Source organism: Streptomyces regalis (assembly GCF_001509475.1).
GTDB lineage: Bacteria > Actinomycetota > Actinomycetes > Streptomycetales > Streptomycetaceae > Streptomyces > Streptomyces regalis.
The window spans coordinates 14983-34329 of the sequence record NZ_LLZG01000015.1 but is presented as its reverse complement, the minus strand read 5'-3'; the positions used below and the strand labels follow the sequence as shown (position 1 = coordinate 34329).

The window sequence follows — 19347 nt, the reverse complement described above, 5'->3', positions numbered from 1 at the left end:
GGCCACGCGCGCCGCCGTTCCTGAGCAACAGAAAACCCCAGGTCAGCGACTGGACGCGTCCTCGCGTTTGGTGAGAAACGCCCCACTCGAATAACAAGAGTTTTGTTAAAATGGCTCCATGGCCACTACTCCCGACCCCGGTCCCGGCGAAGGTCCCGTCCGCCCGGTCTCCGTCTCCCTCCACGAAGGCACCATCGCCGCCCTCAAGGCACGCACCGGCAAGCGCGGCATGTCCGCCTACGTCGAGGCCCTCATCCAGCGCCAGCTGGAGCGCGAACGGCTGCGCGAACTCATCGAGGACGCCGAAGCCGAACACGGCCCGGTGGATCAGGCAGCGGTCGAAGCCAAGCGGGCGATTCTGCGCGGTGACGCCGCGGGTTCGGCGGACGCCGCGTGAGCGGCACCCTCGTCCTGGACTGCGAGGGCCTGTCCAAACTCGTACGCCGCACACCCGAGCTCACCGAGTGGCTCGCTGCAGCCGAGGCAGAGGACATCCGCGTCATCACCAGCTCCGTCACCCTCGTCGAAGCCCGCGACCCCAAGACCAACCAGGCCCGCTTCGACTACGCCGTCTCCCGCGTCAACATCGTCCCGCCCACCGAAGCCATCGCCCGCCACGCCGGCAAGCTCCTCGCCGCAGCCGGCCTGCACGGCCACAAATACGCCCTCGACGCCCTCGTGGCTGCCACCGCACTGGCCTTGCCCTCCCCCGTGACCGTCCTGACGTCAGACCCCGAAGACCTCCTGATGCTGTGCGGCCCCGGCGTCCGCGTGATCAAAATCTGACCACGCATCCCCAACCCGCTCGCGAGGTGTGGAAGAAACCGGGGGCAGCCGGAGCCATACCGCTCTCACCAGTCGAGCCACTCGGTGTCATCGCAGGAGAAGCGGGCGGAGTGGCAGGCATCGCAGTGTGTGTACCAGGGAGCACAGGGTTGGCCGCAGGAGGCGCAACTGCCATGCGTGGCCAGTGGCCGGGAGGCAGCGACCAGTTGGTTGATCCGTTTAGCAGCCGCCTGCTCGCCGGCGGCCACTTCCTCGGTGCTCAGGCCGCCACATTCACGGCCGAAGGCCAGGACAGCGATACGCAGGTCCCGCATGGTCGCAGCGTACTCCTCGGCTTGAGGCAAGGTCATTCGTTCGATGCCTGTGAGCGGACGGATCAGGTGGTGCAGGGTCGCGCCACGCAGAACCGCTCGGCAGATGAGCGGGTAGGCCGGGCGGTCAGCGTCGATGGGCAGGGTGATCAAACGCCAGACGGTGTGGCCGTCGCGTGGCCAGCAAGCATCGATGCCCCGCGGTGCCGCGACGGCCTGGCGTGCCGCCAGTAATTTGGTATGAACCTCGTCCACGGGCATCGGCCGCAGCCATGAGCGCCCCTGTGCGACCGTACGGGCGGCAGCTGTCCAGCCGGCCAGAGCATGCGGAATCTCTCCGGGCTCCGGTTGCCCGAGGTCGGCCCAAGTGGGGCGCAGCCGGGCCGTCGTGACGTGCAGGTCACCGGGCCGCGCTTCATTGGCTGCCTGGACAGCACGGTCGAGAAGCTTGGCCCTGGCGGTGAGGCCAGGCAGTCGGCTGCGGTAGGCGCCCACGAGCCCCTCCCCCGCGTCATGGCCCTGTCGGCCGGCCCGGCCGGCGATCTGGGCCGCTTCCCAGATCAGCAGTTCCCTGCGGGATTTGCCGTCGTACTTGCCCGTTTCCGCGAACGCCACGGCGCGCAGCGGAAGGTTGACGCCGTGACCGATCACATCCGTGGTGACGATCACATCGACCTCGCCCTCGGACAGGCGCCGGATCTGCTCGCGACGGGCCGTGGGCGGCATCGCTCCGTAGAGGACAGTCGCTGATCGGCCCGCCCCGAGCAGTTCGCGGTGCAGAGCGAGGACGGCTTTGCGGGAGAAGGCCACCACCGCGCTTGCCGACGGGAGGGTCGCAGCCCGGAACTCCTCCGTCCGGCTCAGTGTGCCTTGCCGAGCGTGGCGGACCACAGTGATGTCCGTGCCGGGGGCGAAGAACTTGCGCAGCAGGTCTTCGGCTTCCGGCGCGGCACAGACATGCACGGCTGTGTGCGCCCCGCCCAACAGCAGGCCGGTCCAGGCGTGGCCGCGGTCTTCGTCGGCCAGCCAGTGCGCTTCGTCGACGACCAGGAAGTCGCCGACGGTCGGCGCCGCCTCGGCCGTGCAGCACAGCACCGGCGCGTCCGGGTTGAGGAGCTCCTCACCTGTGCGCAGACCGACCCGCTCCGCACCGAGCCGGGTACGCAGCCGTTCGTAGACCTCGAAGGCGAGCATGCGTAGCGGCGCCGCGTACACGCCGCTCCGGCCGGCCTCGGCGTGAGCGGCCAGTAGAGCAATGGCGTCATGCGTCTTGCCGGAGTTGGTGGGGCCCAGGTGGAGGGTCACTTCGGGGACGGTTTTCCGTTCCGGGATGTGGGCGCGGGCACGTGCAGCGGCTTCGCGCTCGCGCTGCTCGCGCAGCCGATTCGCAGCCCGTTCGGCTTCCCGGGCCGCCTGCCGCTCGCCCTTCCGGCGCTGCGCGGCCCGCCGTGCACGCACCGCCGCGACCTGCGCGGGGGTGGGTACCGTAGCCAGGCCGTCGGCCGCGCTTTGCTCAAGCAGGTCCGCGGGAACGCCGCGGTCGCGGTACTCGTCCGGAATCCGCTCCACGGCGCAGCCCAGCCGTGCCGCCGCGTCGGCGGGCGCGACCAGCTCGGGCGCCGGGCGGCTGCGCCTGGCTCTGCGCAGGGCGGCCGTGAACTCCCGGCCGGCTTCCGCCTGTTCCTCAGAGGTGACGGGATTCGTGTGCGAGCCCAGCACATCCTCCAGCCTCTCCTCCACCGCACGCCTCACGAGATGGGCGGCCTCGGCCTGACTGATCCGCGCGCTGTCGACGGACGACTGCGCGGATCGCAGCCAGTGCGACCACGCGGCAGCCTTCGCCCAGGGATCACGCAACGTGAGCAACGCCTGGGCACGGAGCCGCGAACGGTAGCCCTCGGCCCGGCGGTCGACGCCGGACGCCAGTTCGGCCAGGAAGGGACCGGGCAGCCGGGTACCACACAACTCGGGATGCCGCTCGGACAGCTGGCGGGCGTCAGCGGCCGAGTACTGCCAGACCTCGGCGTGGTAGCGGTTGATGTACGACCGGACCGGGCGGATGACACCGGCGTGCGTCAACTGGTCGAAGCGGTGCTTGCTGATCCCCGCGAGCTCGGCAGCCTCTGCCGCATGCACCAGTCGGGTAACTTCGGCGAGTTCACCGGGGCTCGCGCGCCACCGGGCCACCTCGCCCGCTCTGACGCACAGTTCGTCCCCGCTCCAGCACGTACGGATCACGCCGTGTTCGATCCCCAGGGCGAACTCGTCCTTGTGCAAGCCGAGTTCCCGGCGTGCCGCTTCGAGCGTGAGGTGTTTTGCCGTCGCACCCGCCACGATGAACCTCCCCTGCGTTCACTGTGCTTCACACTGTGACACCAGGGTCTGACAATCAGTGATCGGGTCATCTTCGGAGAGGGGCAGTCACACGCAACCGGGCGGCGCCGCATCCATCACCAGCCGAAGGTCCAGGGGCCGTCCAATGGAGCCTTTGAACCATGTCACCAGGACCTGCGCCCACGTTCTCGGCCTCGCGCTGTGGCGCTCGGCGTTCAGGCCAGCCAGGCCCGGGCCCGGCCACGCTGTCGCTCATCGCAGAACCCGGTGGTACCGGCGCCAGGCGCGCTCGTCACGCGCGAGGACGTCCTTGAAGCGCCGGAAGGCGCCCCGCCCACCGACGGCGATCCGCAGTCGGTCGGCAAGGGCAGCGTCGGCGAGCCCTTCGATGAACAGCTCCATATCCCGGTAGCCGGCACGGGATCCCAAAGCCGGCACATGCAGCCATCGCTCGGGATCGTCCGCCTCCTCGGCCTCGGACCCGGCATCCAGTTCCTCGGTGAACGCCGGCCGGTACTCCCCGGTGGACAGATCGAGCAGACCACCGGACTCAGCCGGATCTCCCTCCAACAGCATGGCAAGCATCTCCAGATCGACTGCCAGCGGGCGCAGGAGGGAGATCGCCGCGTGTCCCGTGGCCGTGCGCAACCGGTCCGCCAGCCCCTGATCGCCCCGGAAACCCCGTGCCTGGAGCGCGCAGAAAAACGCGGCCCCCTCTCCGCTGCCCCGGGCAGCCCTTGCACTGCGGCCCCGGCCACACCATCGCCGGCCAGTTGCAGCACCTCACGTACCGGGCCACGGCTCAACGCGGCGAGCAGCGCCGCCCAGTCCTGTTCGTGGAGCGCCGCGCACGGCCAGCAGCCCGTCCTCGTCCCATCCCTCGGCCACGCCCCGACGGTAACGCGCGCCACCGAGGACGTATGACGCCGAGGGTGCTGCCCTGGTCAACGATGCCGCCTGCGGCCGCTCTTGCCCACGCGACGCCCGTGCTTCCGGCCGCGGCCAGGACGGACGGCCTGAGTGTGCAGTGCCCGGGCCGGTCCGGGTGCGCGGAGTCCAGCGCGGCGGCCACCGCGTCCCTGGCCTCGGGACCCTGAGCACGCAGCGCATCCACAGCGCGTTCCCCGCCACCCGCCAGCTCCACGAACTGCAGCAGACTCTCGGCGAGCACCACCAGATGCTCCGCATCGGTCAACGCGCTCAGCACGAGCGGCGTCGGCGCCTATAACACGTCGAGCATCGCCTGCGCACGCACGCGGAAGGTCATAGGCCGGTACGGCAGCGTGAGCCGACCGCCACAAGGCTCCAGCCCGTGAACTGCAGGCAAAGTCCCGCCTGTCCGGTGACACGTTATCGTCTGACGAGGTCACACGGGGTGCAGTGGGGAGCGATACATGCGCGGTGCAGGGCGGCTGCCGTTGCCGATAGCGTCGGACAGTGGGCGCTGGGTGAGTGTGGCGGCGAAGCGGACCGTTCTGGGCGTGGTCCACAACATCACATCCGCGACGCGGCTGCTCGACCTGCTCAGCGTGTTCGAGGGCGACCGGCGCGTCCAGACGGTCTTCACCTGTACTGAATCCTCGGCTCTTGACGAGGGGACCCTTGAATTCTTCGATTCCCGGGGAATGCTGCACATACCGTGGGAAGAAGCAACTGTTCACAAATTTGACATGGCAATTGCCACAAGTCGTGGCGGCGAGCTGCACAATCTGCGAACTCCATTGATCGGCGCACCACATGGCGCGGGGTACAATAAACTACTGAAGCGGGAAGCGGGAAGCGGGAAGCGGGAAGCGGGAAGGAAGCGGGAAGCGGGAAGCGGGAAGCGGGAAGCGGGAAGCGGGAAGCGGGAAGCGGGAAGCGGGAAGCCTTTGGCTTGTCGCCGGAATGGTTGACGCATGAAGGGCGGGTTGTCCCGTCGGCGATCATTCTCTCTCATGATGAGCAACGCCAGCGGCTCGCCGTTAGTTGCCCCGAAGCTGTCCCCGTGAGCGTGGTGGCCGGGGACCCCTGCTTCGATCAGCTACAGGCGAGCAGTCCGTTCCGCGAGAATTACCGGCGGGCTCTGGGTATCCGTCCGGACCAGAAGCTCATTGTGGTCTCGTCCACGTGGGGACGCGGGTCGATTTTGGCGTCGGACGAGAATGAAACGGATTTGATTCGCCGTGTCCTGGCGGAGCTACCGGTCGATGAATACCGTGTCCTGGCGGCCGTCCATTGCAATGCCTGGTACGGCCATGGCGCCTGGCAGCTACAGAGCTGGTTGGCGCCACTTACGGAGCACGGACTACTACTTCCGGTGCCGGACACGGAAACCTGGAAAGCCGCACTTCTGGCAGCGGATGGAATTCTTGGCGACCATGGCTCTTTGACGATGTACGGAATCGCATTGGGAATCCCCGCTATTTTGGGTTCTTTCGCAGAATCGAAGGTGGCCCCTCAGTCTCCCATGGCTCGTCTCGGCAAGATACTTCCCCGCTTCTCTGCTCACCGGCCTTTCCTGCCGCAGATCGAGGAAGCAGCCGCGGTCCAGCAGGACAGCGCCGAACTGCGCCAGTTGCGTGCGACTGTAACGTCACGGCCCGGGGAATCGGCCGTCCTGCTACGGCGCCTGTTCTATGAACGGCTTGAACTTCCCGAGCCCGTGACACCCGCCAGGTCGCGATTGGTGCCGGTTCCCCCCACCGTGCCGGTTGGATACTCCTCCCCCGTCCAGCGGCCGGTCTACGTGTCCGTCGCCTCCGAAGAGGGCCGGGCCACGGTGCGGCGCTATCCCGCGCCCATGCAGCGCCGCACCATGGAACGGCATCTGTCGGGAACCCACCTGGTGGCCGACATCGACGATCCAGACGCCGGCTGGCCCCACTCCGCGGACGTACTGCTTATGCCGCTCGGCCGACGGCGTCACGTCTCCGGGATGGTGAGCTGGGAGGCCATCGCCGCCCTCTACCCCGGCTGCGCCCTGCTCGCCCTCGAAGAACCCGACGGCGGATGCCTGGCGTTGCTACGGGACGGCGTGCGCCTGCGCGCCCACTGGGATGGCAGGCGCCCCTCGTGGACATCAGCCGCCATCGCGGCGTCGGTGATCCACGACCACGCGACGTCCACCCTGGGCAGCCCCGGCCCGTCGTGCGTTCAGGTAGCGATCGGCGCAGAGGCCGAGACCGGCCTACTCGTCGTCGACGCCCTGTGAGCCGTCCTCGTCACCCGCCCCCGTGGCATCCGCGAGGCGCTGCTCCGCCTCCTGCGCCCGCAGACTGTTCGCCTCGCGGAACAGATCGCCCGCCGTGACCCAGTCCAGCGTCGCCCGTGCATGGTCGCCCTGTGCACTCAGCAGATCACCCCTGAGCAGAAGGATCCCGGCCCGCTGGTAGGGCGGACCGTTCACGGTCATGATCTCGATCGCCTCGTCGAGCGCCCGCACGGCCTCGCCCGGCTGCTCGGCAGCGCGCCGGTCCTCTGCGTACCGGGTCAGGGCACGAGCCTCGTTGTAGGGGTCGGGCACCGGCAAGTTGGCGAACTGATCGCGGGCGGAGAGCAGTTCCCGGGCCGCCTCGTCATGACGTCGCAGATCGGTGCAGGCCACTCCCCGGTGGAGGGCGAACAGGGCTCGGCCACGCTTGTGGTCGATGCCGTTCAGTGCGTCCAGCCCCAACTCGTAGTACTCCAGAGCGGCGGCAGGATTGCCCAGCTTGCGTTCCAGCAGGCCGAGGCCTTCCAGCGCGCTGGACTCCGTCCGCCGCTGACCTTCGGTGGCGTTGCCGTCGGCCGGGCGTACGAGTTCAAGCGCACTCTCGAAGTGCTCGCGGGCGGTCTGCGGGTCACCCTGGCGTGTGCTCCACCGCTCAAGATGAGCGAAGCCGAGTTCGAAGTACATACGGGCGATGGCCATCTGGTCACGGCATTCGTGGGCCGATTCAAGTGCCAGTTCGTGCGTCGTGATCCAGGGACTGTGCAGGCCGCATTTGAGGTGGAACGTGTGCAGCCCCTGGGCCAGCCGCCAGGTCTGGTCATGCCGGGCCTTCTCGTGAGCCAGGCGTACCACGTTCTCCAGGCTCTCCCGGCGTCGCTCCAGGCTCGCGATCACCCCTGGTGCGTCAACGCTCCCTGTGGGTGCGTACGCCTCGTACGCACCCGACGGATCATGCCGGTAGCGGGAGGACAGAGCGGCCTCCGCGCGTTCGGCGAACTCCACGTAGTGCGCGATGATCCGGTCCAGCACCGCTTCACGGACCTCGGCCGGTTCGTCGGCGAGAGCGCACGCGCGCGCGTGGTCGTGGATGAGGTGGTGACGCACCCGGTAGCTGTCCCCGTCCGGCTCTATCAGGTTCGCGGCGGTGAGCTGTCGCAGGGCCTTGTTCCGGGCGGCGGTGTCCATGTCCGGGAGCATGGCCCGTACGGCATCCGCCTCGAACGTTCCGGCGGGATGCAGGCCGATGCAACGGTAGAGACGCGCAGCATCCGGGGCTAGACCGCGATAACCGGGGTCCAGAGCGGCGGAGATCTCGTCATCCACGTTGAGCGCTTCCAGTCTGGTCGTTCGGTCGGACAGGTCCGCCGCCAGCTCCCGCACCCTGCCGGCATGGCCGAGTGCCAGCTGCGCTCCGGCGATGCACAGCGCGAGGGGAAGATCGCCACACCCGTCGGCGATCAGATCCAGTTCCTTCTCGTACGCCGTCGCGTCGTCTTTGATCCTGCCGACCTTGACGAGCAGCTTCCGGCTGTGCACCCGACCCAGCGGCTTCATCTCGAACGGCTCCGCGCCGACGGTGCGGACCAGTTGTGGCATGCGGGAGTGGCTGGTGATGAGAGCCACGCTGCCCGGAGTGCCCGGCAGTAGCGGTTCGACCTGGGAGGCGACTACGACATCCTCAAGCAGCACGACGATCGGACCACGTTCAGCAGCGACACTGCGGAAGTGCATCGACCGGTCACGGGGGTCAGCAGGCACGTCTCCCGTTGGGATGCCCAGCTCGCGGAACCAGCGCTCCAGGATCGCTGTGGGCTCCGGCAGGTTTCCCCAGGGATCTCTGCCCAGCGACGCCTCTAGTTGAGGCCCCGTCAGTTCGTCCCGGTGTCTGCGCAGCCATTCACGCGCGACGGCGGACGTCCCACTACCCGGCACGCCCTGCATATACATGGTGGCGGCAACCCCGGCGGCCTGGCCTTTTGCCCACACGGCGTCCATTCGCCGTAGCAGACCGGCATTGTTCTCGTAGTGGTCCACCGGCCACAGAGTGATTCGGGGCAGCGGCACCGAGGCGCTCGGGAGGGCCTGTCGTGGGATCGCCATGGCCCCGTCGTAGTAGTGGTTGTACACATTCGACACGTGAGTCTGACCGCCCACCACCAAGGTGCCGTTGGTGACAACGTTCCTCACCTCGGTGTGCAGATCCCTCAACTCGCCCGCCAGAGACGGCTGTTCCTCCAGCAGTCGACACAGTTCGCTGCGCAGCAGCTCCTCGATCTTCGGCACCAGATCCGCCACACGGGCCTCGTCGCCCCTGTCACGAGCCAGGGCCAGATCGCTACGCCGTTCCTCCAGTTCGCTGAGGAAGGAATCCGCCCGTTCCTGCCTGCCTCGCCTGAAGAGTGCTCCCACCCGGGCCTTGAACGCGGTATATGCGTCGGTACTGATCGCCCCTGCCACGGTCGTCGCGACGGACGCGGCCAGCCACATCAACTCCGCTTCCACTCAGCCCCCTTGAACGACCAGACTCCAGCCCACTCACACTATCGACTTCCGATCAGCGTGCAGCAGAGGGTGTCCAGTCAACCGCAAGGCGCAGCAGCCACAGCGCCCTGGACAGGAACGGGGCGAGGCCTCTTCTCGCGTCACAGACGACGATGCTTCGGCGGCCGACGGATCAGTGCTCGGAAGCTCAGGTACGTCAACATGCAGCAGCTTGAGGAACTCGACGGTGACGACCCGGTACGTGTTGCCCAGACGGAGGACCGTGCACGGCTATTCCCCCCGCTTGGCGAGGGCGTATCCCGTCGTCCTACTCGGCGTCCCGGCCCTGGGCTCGTAGGGCCGCGACCGCGGATCACCAGTCACTCGCCGTGGTAAAGGCGGGTCAGGTCGACCAGCTGGATGGTGGGGTCGTTCTTGGCGAGGTGGTGCAGTTCGTCGGTGAAGCCCGCGCCGCTGAAGCAGTGCAGCCGGGTTGCCTCGGTCGCGGTGCCGCGTGTGGTGAGCAGAGTACGGATGCGCCGGAGGCGTTCCAGGTGGCCGGCCCCCATGACGTCGTTCCATTTCGCCTCACCGATGCCGAGCAGCGCTTCGCGACCGTTGTCGGTCTCGCCATGGACGGCGACGTCGACTTCGTGACTGGTCCTGGCGGCCGGATCGCTGACCGTGCCGCTGGCGACCCTCGTGACCTGCCCGCCGTGAGTGCCGGACGCTGCGTGCCAACGGGCCCACTCCCGGCAGATCTGCTCGAAGTGCGGTCCGACGACCTTGCTGCGGAAGGTGGACTGAGCACGCTGCCATACGGCGGGCGCCCGCCCGGGGCGTTCCAGGTCGCCCCAGGCCGGGCGCATGACCGCGTGGTAGAAGGTGACGAGCGGCTCGGCGATGCGGTAGGCGGAGCGGTTGCGGCGGAAGGCGTCCGCCTCGTGGGTGATCATGCCGACGTCCTGGAGGACGCTCAGCGGATGGGCGAGGTCCGTGGATTTACGGCCAAGGTAGTCGGCGATGCCGCCACGAGCGGCGTTGCCCGCAGCGATGGCCGCCAGCACGGAGTGGTACAGCCCGGTGTCGTGGAGTTCGGGCTCTTCGGCAAGCAGGTACCGGGCCTCGCGGAAGAGCGGGCGCGCCGGGTTGAGCACGGCACGGGTCACCCAGGCGTCGAAGTCGTCCGGCCCGGCCGGAGTGTCCCCTTGGGTGAACTCACGGCGGTAGGCCGGTGTGCCGCCGACAATGGCGTTGGTCAGCAGCGCGGTACGAGGGTCGGAGATCTGCCAGAAGTCCGCCGCGAGGCGGAAGTCCAGGGTGGGAACGACCAGTTCGAGGCCGGCACGACCGCGCAGCGGAGCATTCCCGGACAGCAGCCTGCCCATGAAGGACAGCGCAGAGCCGCACAGCAGCAGGCGTACCGGAGTGTTGGTGTGCTGAGCGGCGGGGTCGAGCGCGCGCTGGATGATCGAGGGCAGGGACGGAGATGCCTTGGCGAGGAAGGGGAACTCGTCGATGACCGCCACGGTGGGGTCGCCGCCGTCGGCAATGCGCATGAGTTCGGTGACCGCCTCGTCCCAGTGCGCGAAGCGGAACGGGGTGGGCTGGCCCCGATACCGGGCCAGCGCCTCACCGAACTGACGCAGGGCGTCCGCCTCGGTGGTCTCGGTGGCGGTGAACATGAAGCCGCCACTGGCACGGGCGACCGCGTCGAGCAGGAAGGTCTTGCCCTGACGACGGCGGCCGGAAACCACGCCGAGCGTGGCCCGAGGGCCGGGCAAGGCGGCGAACCGGGTCAGCTCGGCCCATTCGAAGTGCCGGTCGAACATCTCAGCAGGCTTGTCCACGGACCCTCTCTTGGATAGGTGCATTTATTATATCTGCTCTTATTAGACGCTGCCCGGAGCCCAAGCCCAGCCGCGTCTCCCTCCTTCCCAGCGCAGGACGGCTGCTCCCTGCGGCACGCGCCGCAGGGAGCAGCCTCTGTCTGGCACCTGTCCGTCACGCGGCGGCCGGCATCGCCGGCCAGGTGGGCGCCCGGCACCCGGCCCGTCTGGCGGACCTCCGCACCGTCTGAGCGATCAGTTTCGCGTCCTCCTCGTGGAGGCTCGCCAGCAACGACATCACCAGGTCCTCCAGGCGCGCACCGGCCGTGTCGCAGGGCACGGTCACCCAGACCGGCCCGCCTTGCACCGTGTCGCCCACGGCATGCCCCCAGAAGCGCTCGTGTCGAATTCGCTCTCGGTGATCCGCACCCCGCAGTAGTCGATCAGCTCCTGCAGCGACGCGACCGTCTCGGGCTGCGCGTACTCCCGCCCCAGTGCGATGAACTCGTTCAGCCTGGCGCGCAGTTCGTCGGCCTCCTCGAAGGTGAGCGCGACGTACTTCGAGCCCCACAGGCCGCCAACGGTCAGGTCGATCTGCGGCCACCGGGCGTGCGCCATGTGTTCCATGACGACTTCAAGGGTTTCGGGGTCGGGCCCGTCCTTGGTGCGGGCGACGGGCTGCAGTTTCAGCTCCATGGTGTGCTCGTGCGTGGCATGGAAATGGTCGACCAGCAGTCTGTCCGGGGTGTGCTCGTCCTCGTCCCGGTACTGACACCAGGGCGGGCAGGGAGCGACGAGTTCGAGAGGATGAGTGGCCGACGGGTAGTGATCGACGCTTTCCGGAACGCCGCCGCGGATGACGGTGTCATGGCGGTGCCTCAGCCCGCGCAGAAGCATCGCGAAGTGCTCCAGAGCGTCGACAAGGACGTCCAGGCCTGCGCTGTCCAGCTCGGCGGTGCCCTCGGCGGCCGACAGCCACAGCCGCGGCGGCTCACCACGTGCCTCCTCATCGTGGGCCAGCCCGATCTGCACGGACAGCAGGGGCACTTCGAAGCCCGGGCTCATCCCTTCCGGCGCCGGCAACCGGACCGGGGCACTGACATGACTCCCTGCCGCCTCAGCACGCGCGTCCTGCCCGCACCAGGCAGGTCAGGCATGTTCGGCAGGCTGCAAGGTCAGAACTGTCGCGTTGGACATCGCCGAAGGCCACCGGCCTCCCGGCTCCGTGCCAGTGCCACCCGCGCCCGCAGGTGCGGGCGGTGCTGCCCTGGTCAACGGTGGCGCTTACGACCATGCTTGCCGACACGGCGCCCGCGCTTCCGGCCGCGTCCGAGGCGGGCGGCCGGAGTGCGCAGGGCCCGGGCCGCCAGCTGCCTGAGTTCTTCCAGCCCCGCCCGGTCCGGGTGCGCGGAGTCCAGCGCGGCGGCCACCGCGTCCCTGGCCTCGGGACCCTGGCCGCGCAGCGCATCCACGGCGCCATCCCCGCCACCCGCCAGCTCCACGAACTGCAGCAGGCTCTCGGCGAGCACCAGCAGATGCTCCGCGTCGGTCATGTCCTCGGGGGACAGCAGTTCACGGTGCACCAGCACGCTCAGCGCGAGCGGCGCCAGCCCGGCATCGTCACGCAGCGCACGCAGCAGCCGTTCGCCCTCGGCGTCGGGCAACGCCGTCAGCAGCACGTCGAGCATCGCCTGCGCTCTCGTACGGAAGGCCGTGTTCCGTACGGCATCGGTGAGTTGCCGCAGTGCATCCCGCTCGCCGTGAGCCGAGATCCAGCCGGCCAGCTCCGCACGGGCGCCATCCGGGTCGTACTCCTCGGCGATCACCCCCAGCAGGCCGGCCGCCGGCGCTTGGGCCAGTTCGCCGACCAGCGGCGCGTCCCGGCCGACCGCCAGCAGGCGCTGCCGTACGGCCCGGGTGCCGAGCTCGGTGAGACGGATGAGTTCGACCGGCCCGGCCGTCAGCTCCTCGCGCCGGACGCGGGCGCGCTCCTGCGCCGCCGCGTCCGCGTCCTCGGGCGCTCCCGCGATGCCCAGCAGCTCCGCGAGCTCCGGCGGCATGTCCGCGGGCAGTTCGTCTCCGGCACCGGAGAGGTCGACCTCCAGGAACACCGGCTCGGCCATACGCCTGTCACGCTCGATCGCGCCCAGGTCCACCAGCGCGTCGAGCACCGTGCGCAGATCCCGGTCGGCGTGCTCGAACCACATCCTGTGCTCGAGGTCCGCCCCGTCGTCGAACCGGAACCGAGGGCTGTAGGCCAGGTGCACGGAGTCTCGCAGGTGTGGCCAGGGCATCGAGTACGGCAGGCTGTAGAGCGTGTTCAGTACATCCTCCAGCACCTCCTCGTAGGCATCGAACAGCATCGACTCGACGTGCCATCCGCTGCGCGCCCCGATGAGTGCCTGCCGCAGTTCGAAGCACGCGTCGAAGGCACGCAGCCACAGCTGAAGCGGGTCGGCGAGCACCGGCCGGGCCTTGACCACCGCATACAGCCGTCCCTTGGCCACCCGGACCAGCCGCGCCTTCTTCGCCCACTCCACCAGCAGCCCCAACCGCGGCAGGTCGGCCGAAGAACGCACGCCCTCGACCTTGTCGCCAGTGCCCAGTACATCCACCAGCTCACGCGCGTCAGCGATCCGCAGCCGACCCGCCGCCGTCACTGCACGACCCTCTCGCCCCACCCACTCGGCGAGCCCGCGCAACTGCGCCACGACCGCAGACGCCTCAGCCCGTCGGCGCAGTTCGTCGTCCGGGGGCAGCACCACGGGCAGTTGCGGCTCGGCCCGGACCACGCCGGCCAGTGCACGGCCGGTCAGCCGCCGTTCCATGATCGCGTCGAGGGCCTGCTGGTCGTAGGCGACCTCCCCGCGCTGCGCCCGATCCGCGAACCGCTGCAACGCCGCCCCGTCCAGGACGTCCACGCCCTGCTCGGCGGCCGTCATCATCCAGAACTTCGCCAGACCCCACCGGGTACGGTCCGCCATCGCCGCCGGATGCTCCTCCGCGACCGCATCGACCGCGGCAAGGGAGTCCTCCAGTGCGGGACCGCGCGGATCCGCCAACTGCGCGGCATGCAGAAAACGCAGCAACGTACGCAACGTGCCCGGCGCATCGCCACGTTCCGCCCCGGGAAGTCCGGTGACCTGCTCCGGCAACCAGACCAGCAGCAGCTCCTTCACATGCCTCGGCTCCCACAGCCCCAACCGGCCGTCGACAGTCGCCCGGTGCCGGTACTCCAGCGCCGCCTCGGCCAGGAAACCGTCCACAGGCAGCCCCCGTTCCCCCGCCCAACGAACCAGCCGGTCGACCAGCAACCCGCATCCCGCCTCGAACTCCTCCTCGGCCCCGGCTTCGAACAGCATCCGCATGAAACCGCCCGCCCAACCTGTCCGCAGCCCCGCTTGCCCCGCCACGCTATCGCCGAACCGCGACACACCACCCGGGCCGAGGAACAACAGCCCACCACCGGGCGAGTGTCAGCCTTCGCGGACCGGATGCCGGACCAACTCCCGCGGCAGTGGGGCGGCTTTGCTCCGGACTTCCTGGCTGGGGCTGTCGCCGGGGGACGCCGATACGGCGGCGCCGCCTGCTTGAACGAGTGCACCTGACGCCAGACATGGCTTGCGGGTCCCAGGCCGTCCAGGGCCCGGCCCACCTCCCTGAGGGCCCGCCCGTCGACCGTCGCGTCCAGGACCGTGATCGTCGCGGCGTCGACGTCGTCCGGACGCAGGCGGTCCAGCGTCGTCACGGCGCGGACTCGCAGGGCGGCGCGGGCCACCTGGGTGAGCGCCGTTCTGGTCACGGGATGGTGTAGCACCACTCGCGTGGATGCCGGCCCCGCAGGCGCGGATGGATTGGGTGCCTGCTTCTGGGCCTCGTCGTGCTGCTCCGGAACGAGTCCAGCAGATGTCCGCCGAGTTCGAGGACGCCTGGCCGACACCGGAGCCTGAGCAGCTCTGTTATTCCTGCCCCCAAGTTCGGATGATCTTGGCCTACGAGCGCACCGCTGCGAAAGGCCGAAGCCGAGGCCGAACGTCTTCGGGCCGAGTTGGATCGGATCGACCAGGGACCGCTTCGCCCTGAGTGAAGTCCGCAGGGGCGTTTGCTGCCTCCCGATTTCCAAAGTTTGTACCCCGATAGCATCCAGTGACCAAGGGGAAGAACACACTCGATCAAGTCAGGGGAACGAACCGGCGTGACAGGTGGGACGGCGCAGTTGCGAGTACCGGTGGGCGAGGACGCGGAGCGGTGGGTCACGCGTGCGGGCTGTCGTCGCATCCTGTTCATCGTGCACAACGTGACGTCCGCGACTCGCCTGCTGGACGTACTTCCGCTTTTCCACAGCGACATTCGCGTGCAGATGTTCGCCACCTGCACGGGTTCATCTCCATTCCTCGCCGGAGTGCCCGAGTTGTTGGCTCAGGCGGGGCTTCCTGTCCTCCCTTGGGGACAGGCCAAGGACACGGCGTTCGATCTGGCGGTGGCCGCGAGCTATGGCGGCGAACTGGGATCGATACGCGGCAAGTTGGCCATTTTGTCCCACGGGATGGGATACAATAAGAGGCTGCGGACACCGGACACCGGACACCGGACACCGGTCTTTGGCCTGTCGCCGGACTGGCTCCTGGAGGACGGGCGTCCGCTCGCGACCGCCACGGTGCTGTCCCACCCCGAACAGCTGGAGAGGCTACGCTCGGCCTGCCCTGAGGCGGTGCCCACGGCGGTACTCGCCGGGGACCCTTGCTACGACCGTATCCTCGCCGCTCTCCCTCAACGGGACCGTTTCCGCCGTGCACTGGGCGTGGGGCCTGGCCAACGGCTGGTCGTCGTCAGCTCGACCTGGGCGCCGCGTTCCCTCTTCGGCGGCGCCGAGGCAGGAGGAGCCGGCGAGCCGGGTGCGGATGATCTGCTGCCCTGGCTGCTGTCGCGTCTGGCGACGGAGTTGCCGGCCGATGAGTACCGGACAGCTGCTGTTCTGCATCCGAATATCTGGTACGGCCACGGTCCTGGCCAGATCCGCGCGTGGCTGGACAACGCGCGGCGAGCCGGCCTCGAGGCGATCCCGCCGCTCGACGGGTGGAGACAGGCCCTGATCGCCGCCGACTGCGTCCTTGGGGACCACTCGAGCGTCACCTACTACGCGGCGTCCATAGGCATCCCCGTCCTCCTCGGAGCGTTTCCCCAGGAAGACCTCGACCCGCTTTCTCCGGTGGCCGCCCTCGGACGCACGGCTCCCCGTCTCCTCCGCCGCGGCAGCCTCCGCGCACAGATCGACCGGGCGATCACCTCCCACAACCCCGGCCGCTACAAGGAACTGGCGGAGCAGACCAGTTCGTCACCAGGAGAGTCGGCTGCCCTGCTGCGCCGCCTGTTCTACGGCCTCATGGGCATACCCGAGCCCGAAGGGCACGCGGCGCTGCTCGACCCGCTGCCGCTGCCGCCGTACATTCCCGCCCGCATCACCGCGCCGATCCGCGTCCTCGTGCGGCAGATCAGTACGGATCCGCCGGAACTCGCCCTCGTCCGGTACGCAGTCGTCGGCGACGAGCCCGATCCATTGGAAGACCCGGCGGTGCGGGTCGACACCGCACATACAGTGGTGGACGAGGAAACACGGGAGACCGGCCGACTGCGCGTCGCCGACGTCGTCGTACAGCGCGCGGCCGGGGACGACCCACGGCTCGGCCCGCCGGCCGCCTGGACGTCGGAGGCGCTCGACCGCTATCCGTACTGCGGGTTGGTCGCCTATGTTGACGGCCCGGACCGCTGTGTCGTGCGCACCCGCGAGGGAGACCTCGTGCGGCTGTCCGCTGTGGCGGATCCCGAGGGGCGGCCCGACCTGTGCGATCCCGCCGTCTACGCCTCCGCGTTCTACGCCTGGGTGGCCGGCGGCAGGTCCCTGGCGCCGGCCACTCCCGTGATCACCGTGCGCACGGGCACGACGGCGCACCGCGTCGCCGTCGAGCCGCTCTCTGCGTTCACACCGTGAGTCGCCCCCTCATGCCTCCGCCTCGGCCAGCCGCGCCCGCACCCGTTCGAGGCCGACCGGGTCCTCGTTCTCCTCGAAGCACGCGGCGGCGGTGCGCAGATCTTCCGCTTCCTGTGCCGGGCGGCCGGCGCTGCGATGGGACTCGGCCCTCGCCACGAGGGCGTCGGCGAGTTGCAGTCCCGCGCCCGCCTCGGTCATGGCCTTGACGGCGTTGTCCAGGCACACACGCGCGAGCTCCGTGTCTCCCGAGTCCAGGTGTGCGTCGCCCAGACTCATGTAGACACGGCCCTCGTTGTAGGGGTCGCCGCCCGGCAGGTCACGGAACCGCGCGAGGGCGTCGTTCAGCCGGGCGATGGCGGTGGTGAAGTGCCGCTGCTTGGTCTGGGCACGGCCGATGTGGTGCTCCAGCAGGGCTGTGGCACGGGGCAGGTCGTCCCATCCGTCTTCACCCCGGCCGATACGCTCCAGAATCTGCTGCGCCTCCTCGAAGCACCGCTGGGCCGCCACGGACTCCCACTGCCTCAGGCGGAGCAGCCCCAGCGCCTCGACGGCGGTTGCCTCCCCGCGGTGGTGGCCGCATGCCCGGTCCGCGGCCCTGGCCTCCTTGAGGGCGTCCTCGGCGTCGCCCACCTGGCCGAGTCCCATGTAGCCGAAGGCGAGTTGCGTCCACATGCGGCCCACGGCACGCGGATCACCGAACTCCTCCGCACTGCGCCGCGCGGCCTCGACTCCGAGCAGATGCGTGTCGATCCACTGCGCGTGGAAACCAAGCTTCAGATGCAGGCCCCACATGGCCTCGCACAGTTGCCATACGAGGTCGTCGAAGCCGTGGTGCGCGGCGGCCTCGATGACGGCCGCGAGGTTCTCCCGCTCACGGCGCAGTTCCGCCAGCGCGCGTTTGCCGTCCGCCCGGTCGCGGTGTTCCGGAAGGACGAGCCGCTGGTAGGCGGGGCCGAGACGCCACCGCAGCGGCATGACCCGGAAATCCGCGCCCGCCGCGAAGCGCAGATGCGCGACCGCCACCCGGCGGACCGCCGCGGCCATACGGCCGTGGCCGTCCTCAGCATCCGCGAGCTCACGGGCGTGCGCCCGGGTCAGGTCGTGGAACCGGTAACGCTCCTCCCCGACCTCCTCCAGCAGATGCACGCGGGCCAGTTGCTCAAGGAGCGCCCGTGCTTCGGCCTCTCCGACGCCGGCGGCGTGCGCGGCACACATGACGCTCACGGTCGGCCATGCCCACACCGCGATCGCTCGGTAGAAGGCAGCACAGTCGGGCGTCAGTTCGCTGTAGGAGACATCCTGGGCGAGACGGACGGGATCCGCCGGAGTCCCCGAACCGTCAGATCTTCCCTCTCGCACGGCGGCGCCTTCCTGATCGTGACCGCGGATCCGGTCGGACAGCTGCCGCGCGACACGCTCCCAAGTGAGGTGCTCCCGGACGGCCAAGCTGGCGCCCGCAGTGCACACTGCGAGGGGAATCCCACCCGTAGCCTCCACCACGGCACGGACGATCGCGTCCGCAGCGGGCGGACGATTGTCTCCGACGACACGCCTGATCAAACTGACGGAGTCCTCGGTCGACAGCGGCCCCAGGGACAACGGCCGAGCCCCGTACTCGCCCACGAGGCGCCCCAGCCGATACCGGCTGGTCACCAGCACGAGACACCCCGGCGAGGCAGGAAGAAACGGAACGACCTGGGCGTCGTCACGAGCGTTGTCCAGGACGACGATCATGCGCCGGTCGGCCATGCAGTCGCGGTACAGATCCCGCTGCCGTGCCTCGTCGCCCGGCACCGTGGCGGTCGGAACCCCGAGCCCCTCCAAGAACCGCACGAGCACCTCGGAAGGCGAAAGAGCCGTGCCCGAGGCGCTGTTGAGATCGACGAACAGGGCACCGTCAGCAAACCGCTCACCCAATTCGAACGCGCACTGGACAGCGGCAGCGGTCTTGCCGATTCCCCCCGGCCCGGTGAGAACGGCGATCGTGGGCGCACCCGGCGGCCGGCCCTCCTCGTCCAGCAATGCCGTGATCCACGCCAGCACATCCGCGCGGTCGGTGAACACCGCACTCGCAGGCGGCAGCATCTGCGGACGAGAGGCACCGTGCGCCACGGCCCTCGGCGCCAGCCACGAGGCCTCACGGACCCACTCCGTCACCGCGCGCGCGGACTCCGGGGAACTACGGGCGATTTCCATCAGCCGTAACGTGGCGGCCATGCGCTCGGGTTCGGTGACGGGCAGGGCGAGTTGGCGCAGACCGCCCCCTTCAGCCCCGGTGTCGGCTTCCCCACCCCCGGCACGGTCACGGCTCAGCAGGTCGCAGAGCCTCTCGGAGATCCGCCTGCCCGTCTCGCCACCCGCTCCGGAAAGAGCGCCCGAAGCGACCGTACTGACAGCCGAAAGCGCCATGCCCATCAATAGTTC

General features: G+C 69.2%; 12 protein-coding genes and 1 pseudogene. 5 read left to right on the top strand and 8 right to left on the bottom strand.

Going from position 1 to position 19347, the window contains the following annotated elements; genetic code table 11:
• The first annotated feature begins 118 nt into the window (after positions 1-118).
• Entirely contained in the window at positions 119-397 is a 279-nt protein-coding gene (locus ADL12_RS04340) for a hypothetical protein (protein ID WP_062698644.1), read from the top strand.
• The gene (locus tag ADL12_RS04335) at positions 394-786 is read left to right on the top strand and encodes a type II toxin-antitoxin system VapC family toxin (RefSeq protein ID WP_062698639.1); all 393 of its coding nucleotides are present in this window, start codon (positions 394-396) and stop codon (positions 784-786) included. The genes ADL12_RS04340 and ADL12_RS04335 overlap by 4 nt, the downstream gene beginning before the upstream one ends.
• Positions 787-851: 65 nt before the next feature.
• Here the strand turns inward: ADL12_RS04335 and ADL12_RS04330 are convergent, their stop codons facing one another.
• Together ADL12_RS04330 and ADL12_RS04325 are read right to left on the bottom strand one after the other, a co-directional pair.
• Positions 852-3431 carry a DUF6397 family protein gene (locus ADL12_RS04330; protein WP_062698637.1) on the bottom strand — a complete coding sequence of 860 codons (2580 nt, stop codon included), beginning with the start codon at positions 3429-3431 and terminating at the stop codon, positions 852-854.
• Positions 3432-3683: 252 nt separating this feature from the next.
• Complete coding sequence (locus tag ADL12_RS04325) at positions 3684-4079, bottom strand: hypothetical protein (RefSeq protein WP_244187760.1); 396 nt, start codon at positions 4077-4079, stop codon at positions 3684-3686.
• Positions 4080-4912: 833 nt separating this feature from the next.
• Here ADL12_RS04325 and ADL12_RS53705 point away from each other — a divergent pair.
• Together ADL12_RS53705 and ADL12_RS53700 are read left to right on the top strand one after the other, a co-directional pair.
• A complete protein-coding gene (locus tag ADL12_RS53705; RefSeq protein WP_159053075.1) occupies positions 4913-5326 on the top strand; it encodes a hypothetical protein in 414 nt (137 codons plus the stop codon).
• 92 nt (positions 5327-5418) lie between these two features.
• On the top strand, positions 5419-6624 hold the full coding sequence (locus ADL12_RS53700; RefSeq protein ID WP_159053074.1) for a hypothetical protein: 1206 nt from the start codon (positions 5419-5421) through the stop codon (positions 6622-6624).
• On the opposite strand, the gene ADL12_RS04310 is transcribed toward ADL12_RS53700, so the two are convergent.
• From ADL12_RS04310 to ADL12_RS04290, 5 genes and pseudogenes are all read right to left on the bottom strand, one after another.
• Positions 6601-9126, bottom strand: coding sequence for a tetratricopeptide repeat protein (locus tag ADL12_RS04310; protein WP_159053073.1), 2526 nt, complete (start codon positions 9124-9126; stop codon positions 6601-6603). The two genes, ADL12_RS53700 and ADL12_RS04310, sit on opposite strands and share 24 nt — an antisense overlap.
• Before the next feature lie 359 nt (positions 9127-9485).
• Complete coding sequence (locus ADL12_RS04305; protein WP_208614468.1) at positions 9486-10937, bottom strand: AAA family ATPase; 1452 nt, start codon at positions 10935-10937, stop codon at positions 9486-9488.
• Between the two features lie 172 nt (positions 10938-11109).
• The gene (locus tag ADL12_RS04300; protein WP_159053072.1) at positions 11110-11280 is read right to left on the bottom strand and encodes a hypothetical protein; all 171 of its coding nucleotides are present in this window, start codon (positions 11278-11280) and stop codon (positions 11110-11112) included.
• Positions 11277-12071 (bottom strand): annotated as a pseudogene (locus ADL12_RS04295) (DUF6907 domain-containing protein); the annotation flags it as partial. The pseudogene ADL12_RS04295 and the gene ADL12_RS04300, both read right to left, overlap by 4 nt.
• 134 nt (positions 12072-12205) lie before the next feature.
• On the bottom strand, positions 12206-14302 hold the full coding sequence (locus tag ADL12_RS04290) for a hypothetical protein (RefSeq protein WP_244187759.1): 2097 nt from the start codon (positions 14300-14302) through the stop codon (positions 12206-12208).
• Between the two features lie 1178 nt (positions 14303-15480).
• On the opposite strand from ADL12_RS04290, the gene ADL12_RS04280 reads away from it, so the two are divergent.
• Positions 15481-16923 carry a hypothetical protein gene (locus tag ADL12_RS04280; protein WP_341846335.1) on the top strand — a complete coding sequence of 481 codons (1443 nt, stop codon included), beginning with the start codon at positions 15481-15483 and terminating at the stop codon, positions 16921-16923.
• 9 nt (positions 16924-16932) lie between these two features.
• Here ADL12_RS04280 and ADL12_RS04275 read toward each other — a convergent pair whose 3' ends face one another.
• Positions 16933-19332 carry an NB-ARC domain-containing protein gene (locus ADL12_RS04275; RefSeq protein ID WP_244187758.1) on the bottom strand — a complete coding sequence of 800 codons (2400 nt, stop codon included), beginning with the start codon at positions 19330-19332 and terminating at the stop codon, positions 16933-16935.
• Positions 19333-19347 lie beyond the last annotated feature (15 nt).

Bases quoted from the DNA above. Each gene is read 5' to 3' on its own strand.
- ADL12_RS04340 (WP_062698644.1), top strand. From the start codon at position 119: ATGGCCACTACTCCCGACCCCGGTCCCGGCGAAGGTCCCGTCCGCCCG.
- ADL12_RS04305 (WP_208614468.1), bottom strand. From the start codon at position 10,937: ATGTTCGACCGGCACTTCGAATGGGCCGAGCTGACCCGGTTCGCCGCC.
- ADL12_RS04290 (WP_244187759.1), bottom strand. From the start codon at position 14,302: ATGCGGATGCTGTTCGAAGCCGGGGCCGAGGAGGAGTTCGAGGCGGGA.
- ADL12_RS04280 (WP_341846335.1), top strand. From the start codon at position 15,481: ATGGGATACAATAAGAGGCTGCGGACACCGGACACCGGACACCGGACA.
- ADL12_RS04275 (WP_244187758.1), bottom strand. From the start codon at position 19,332: ATGGCGCTTTCGGCTGTCAGTACGGTCGCTTCGGGCGCTCTTTCCGGA.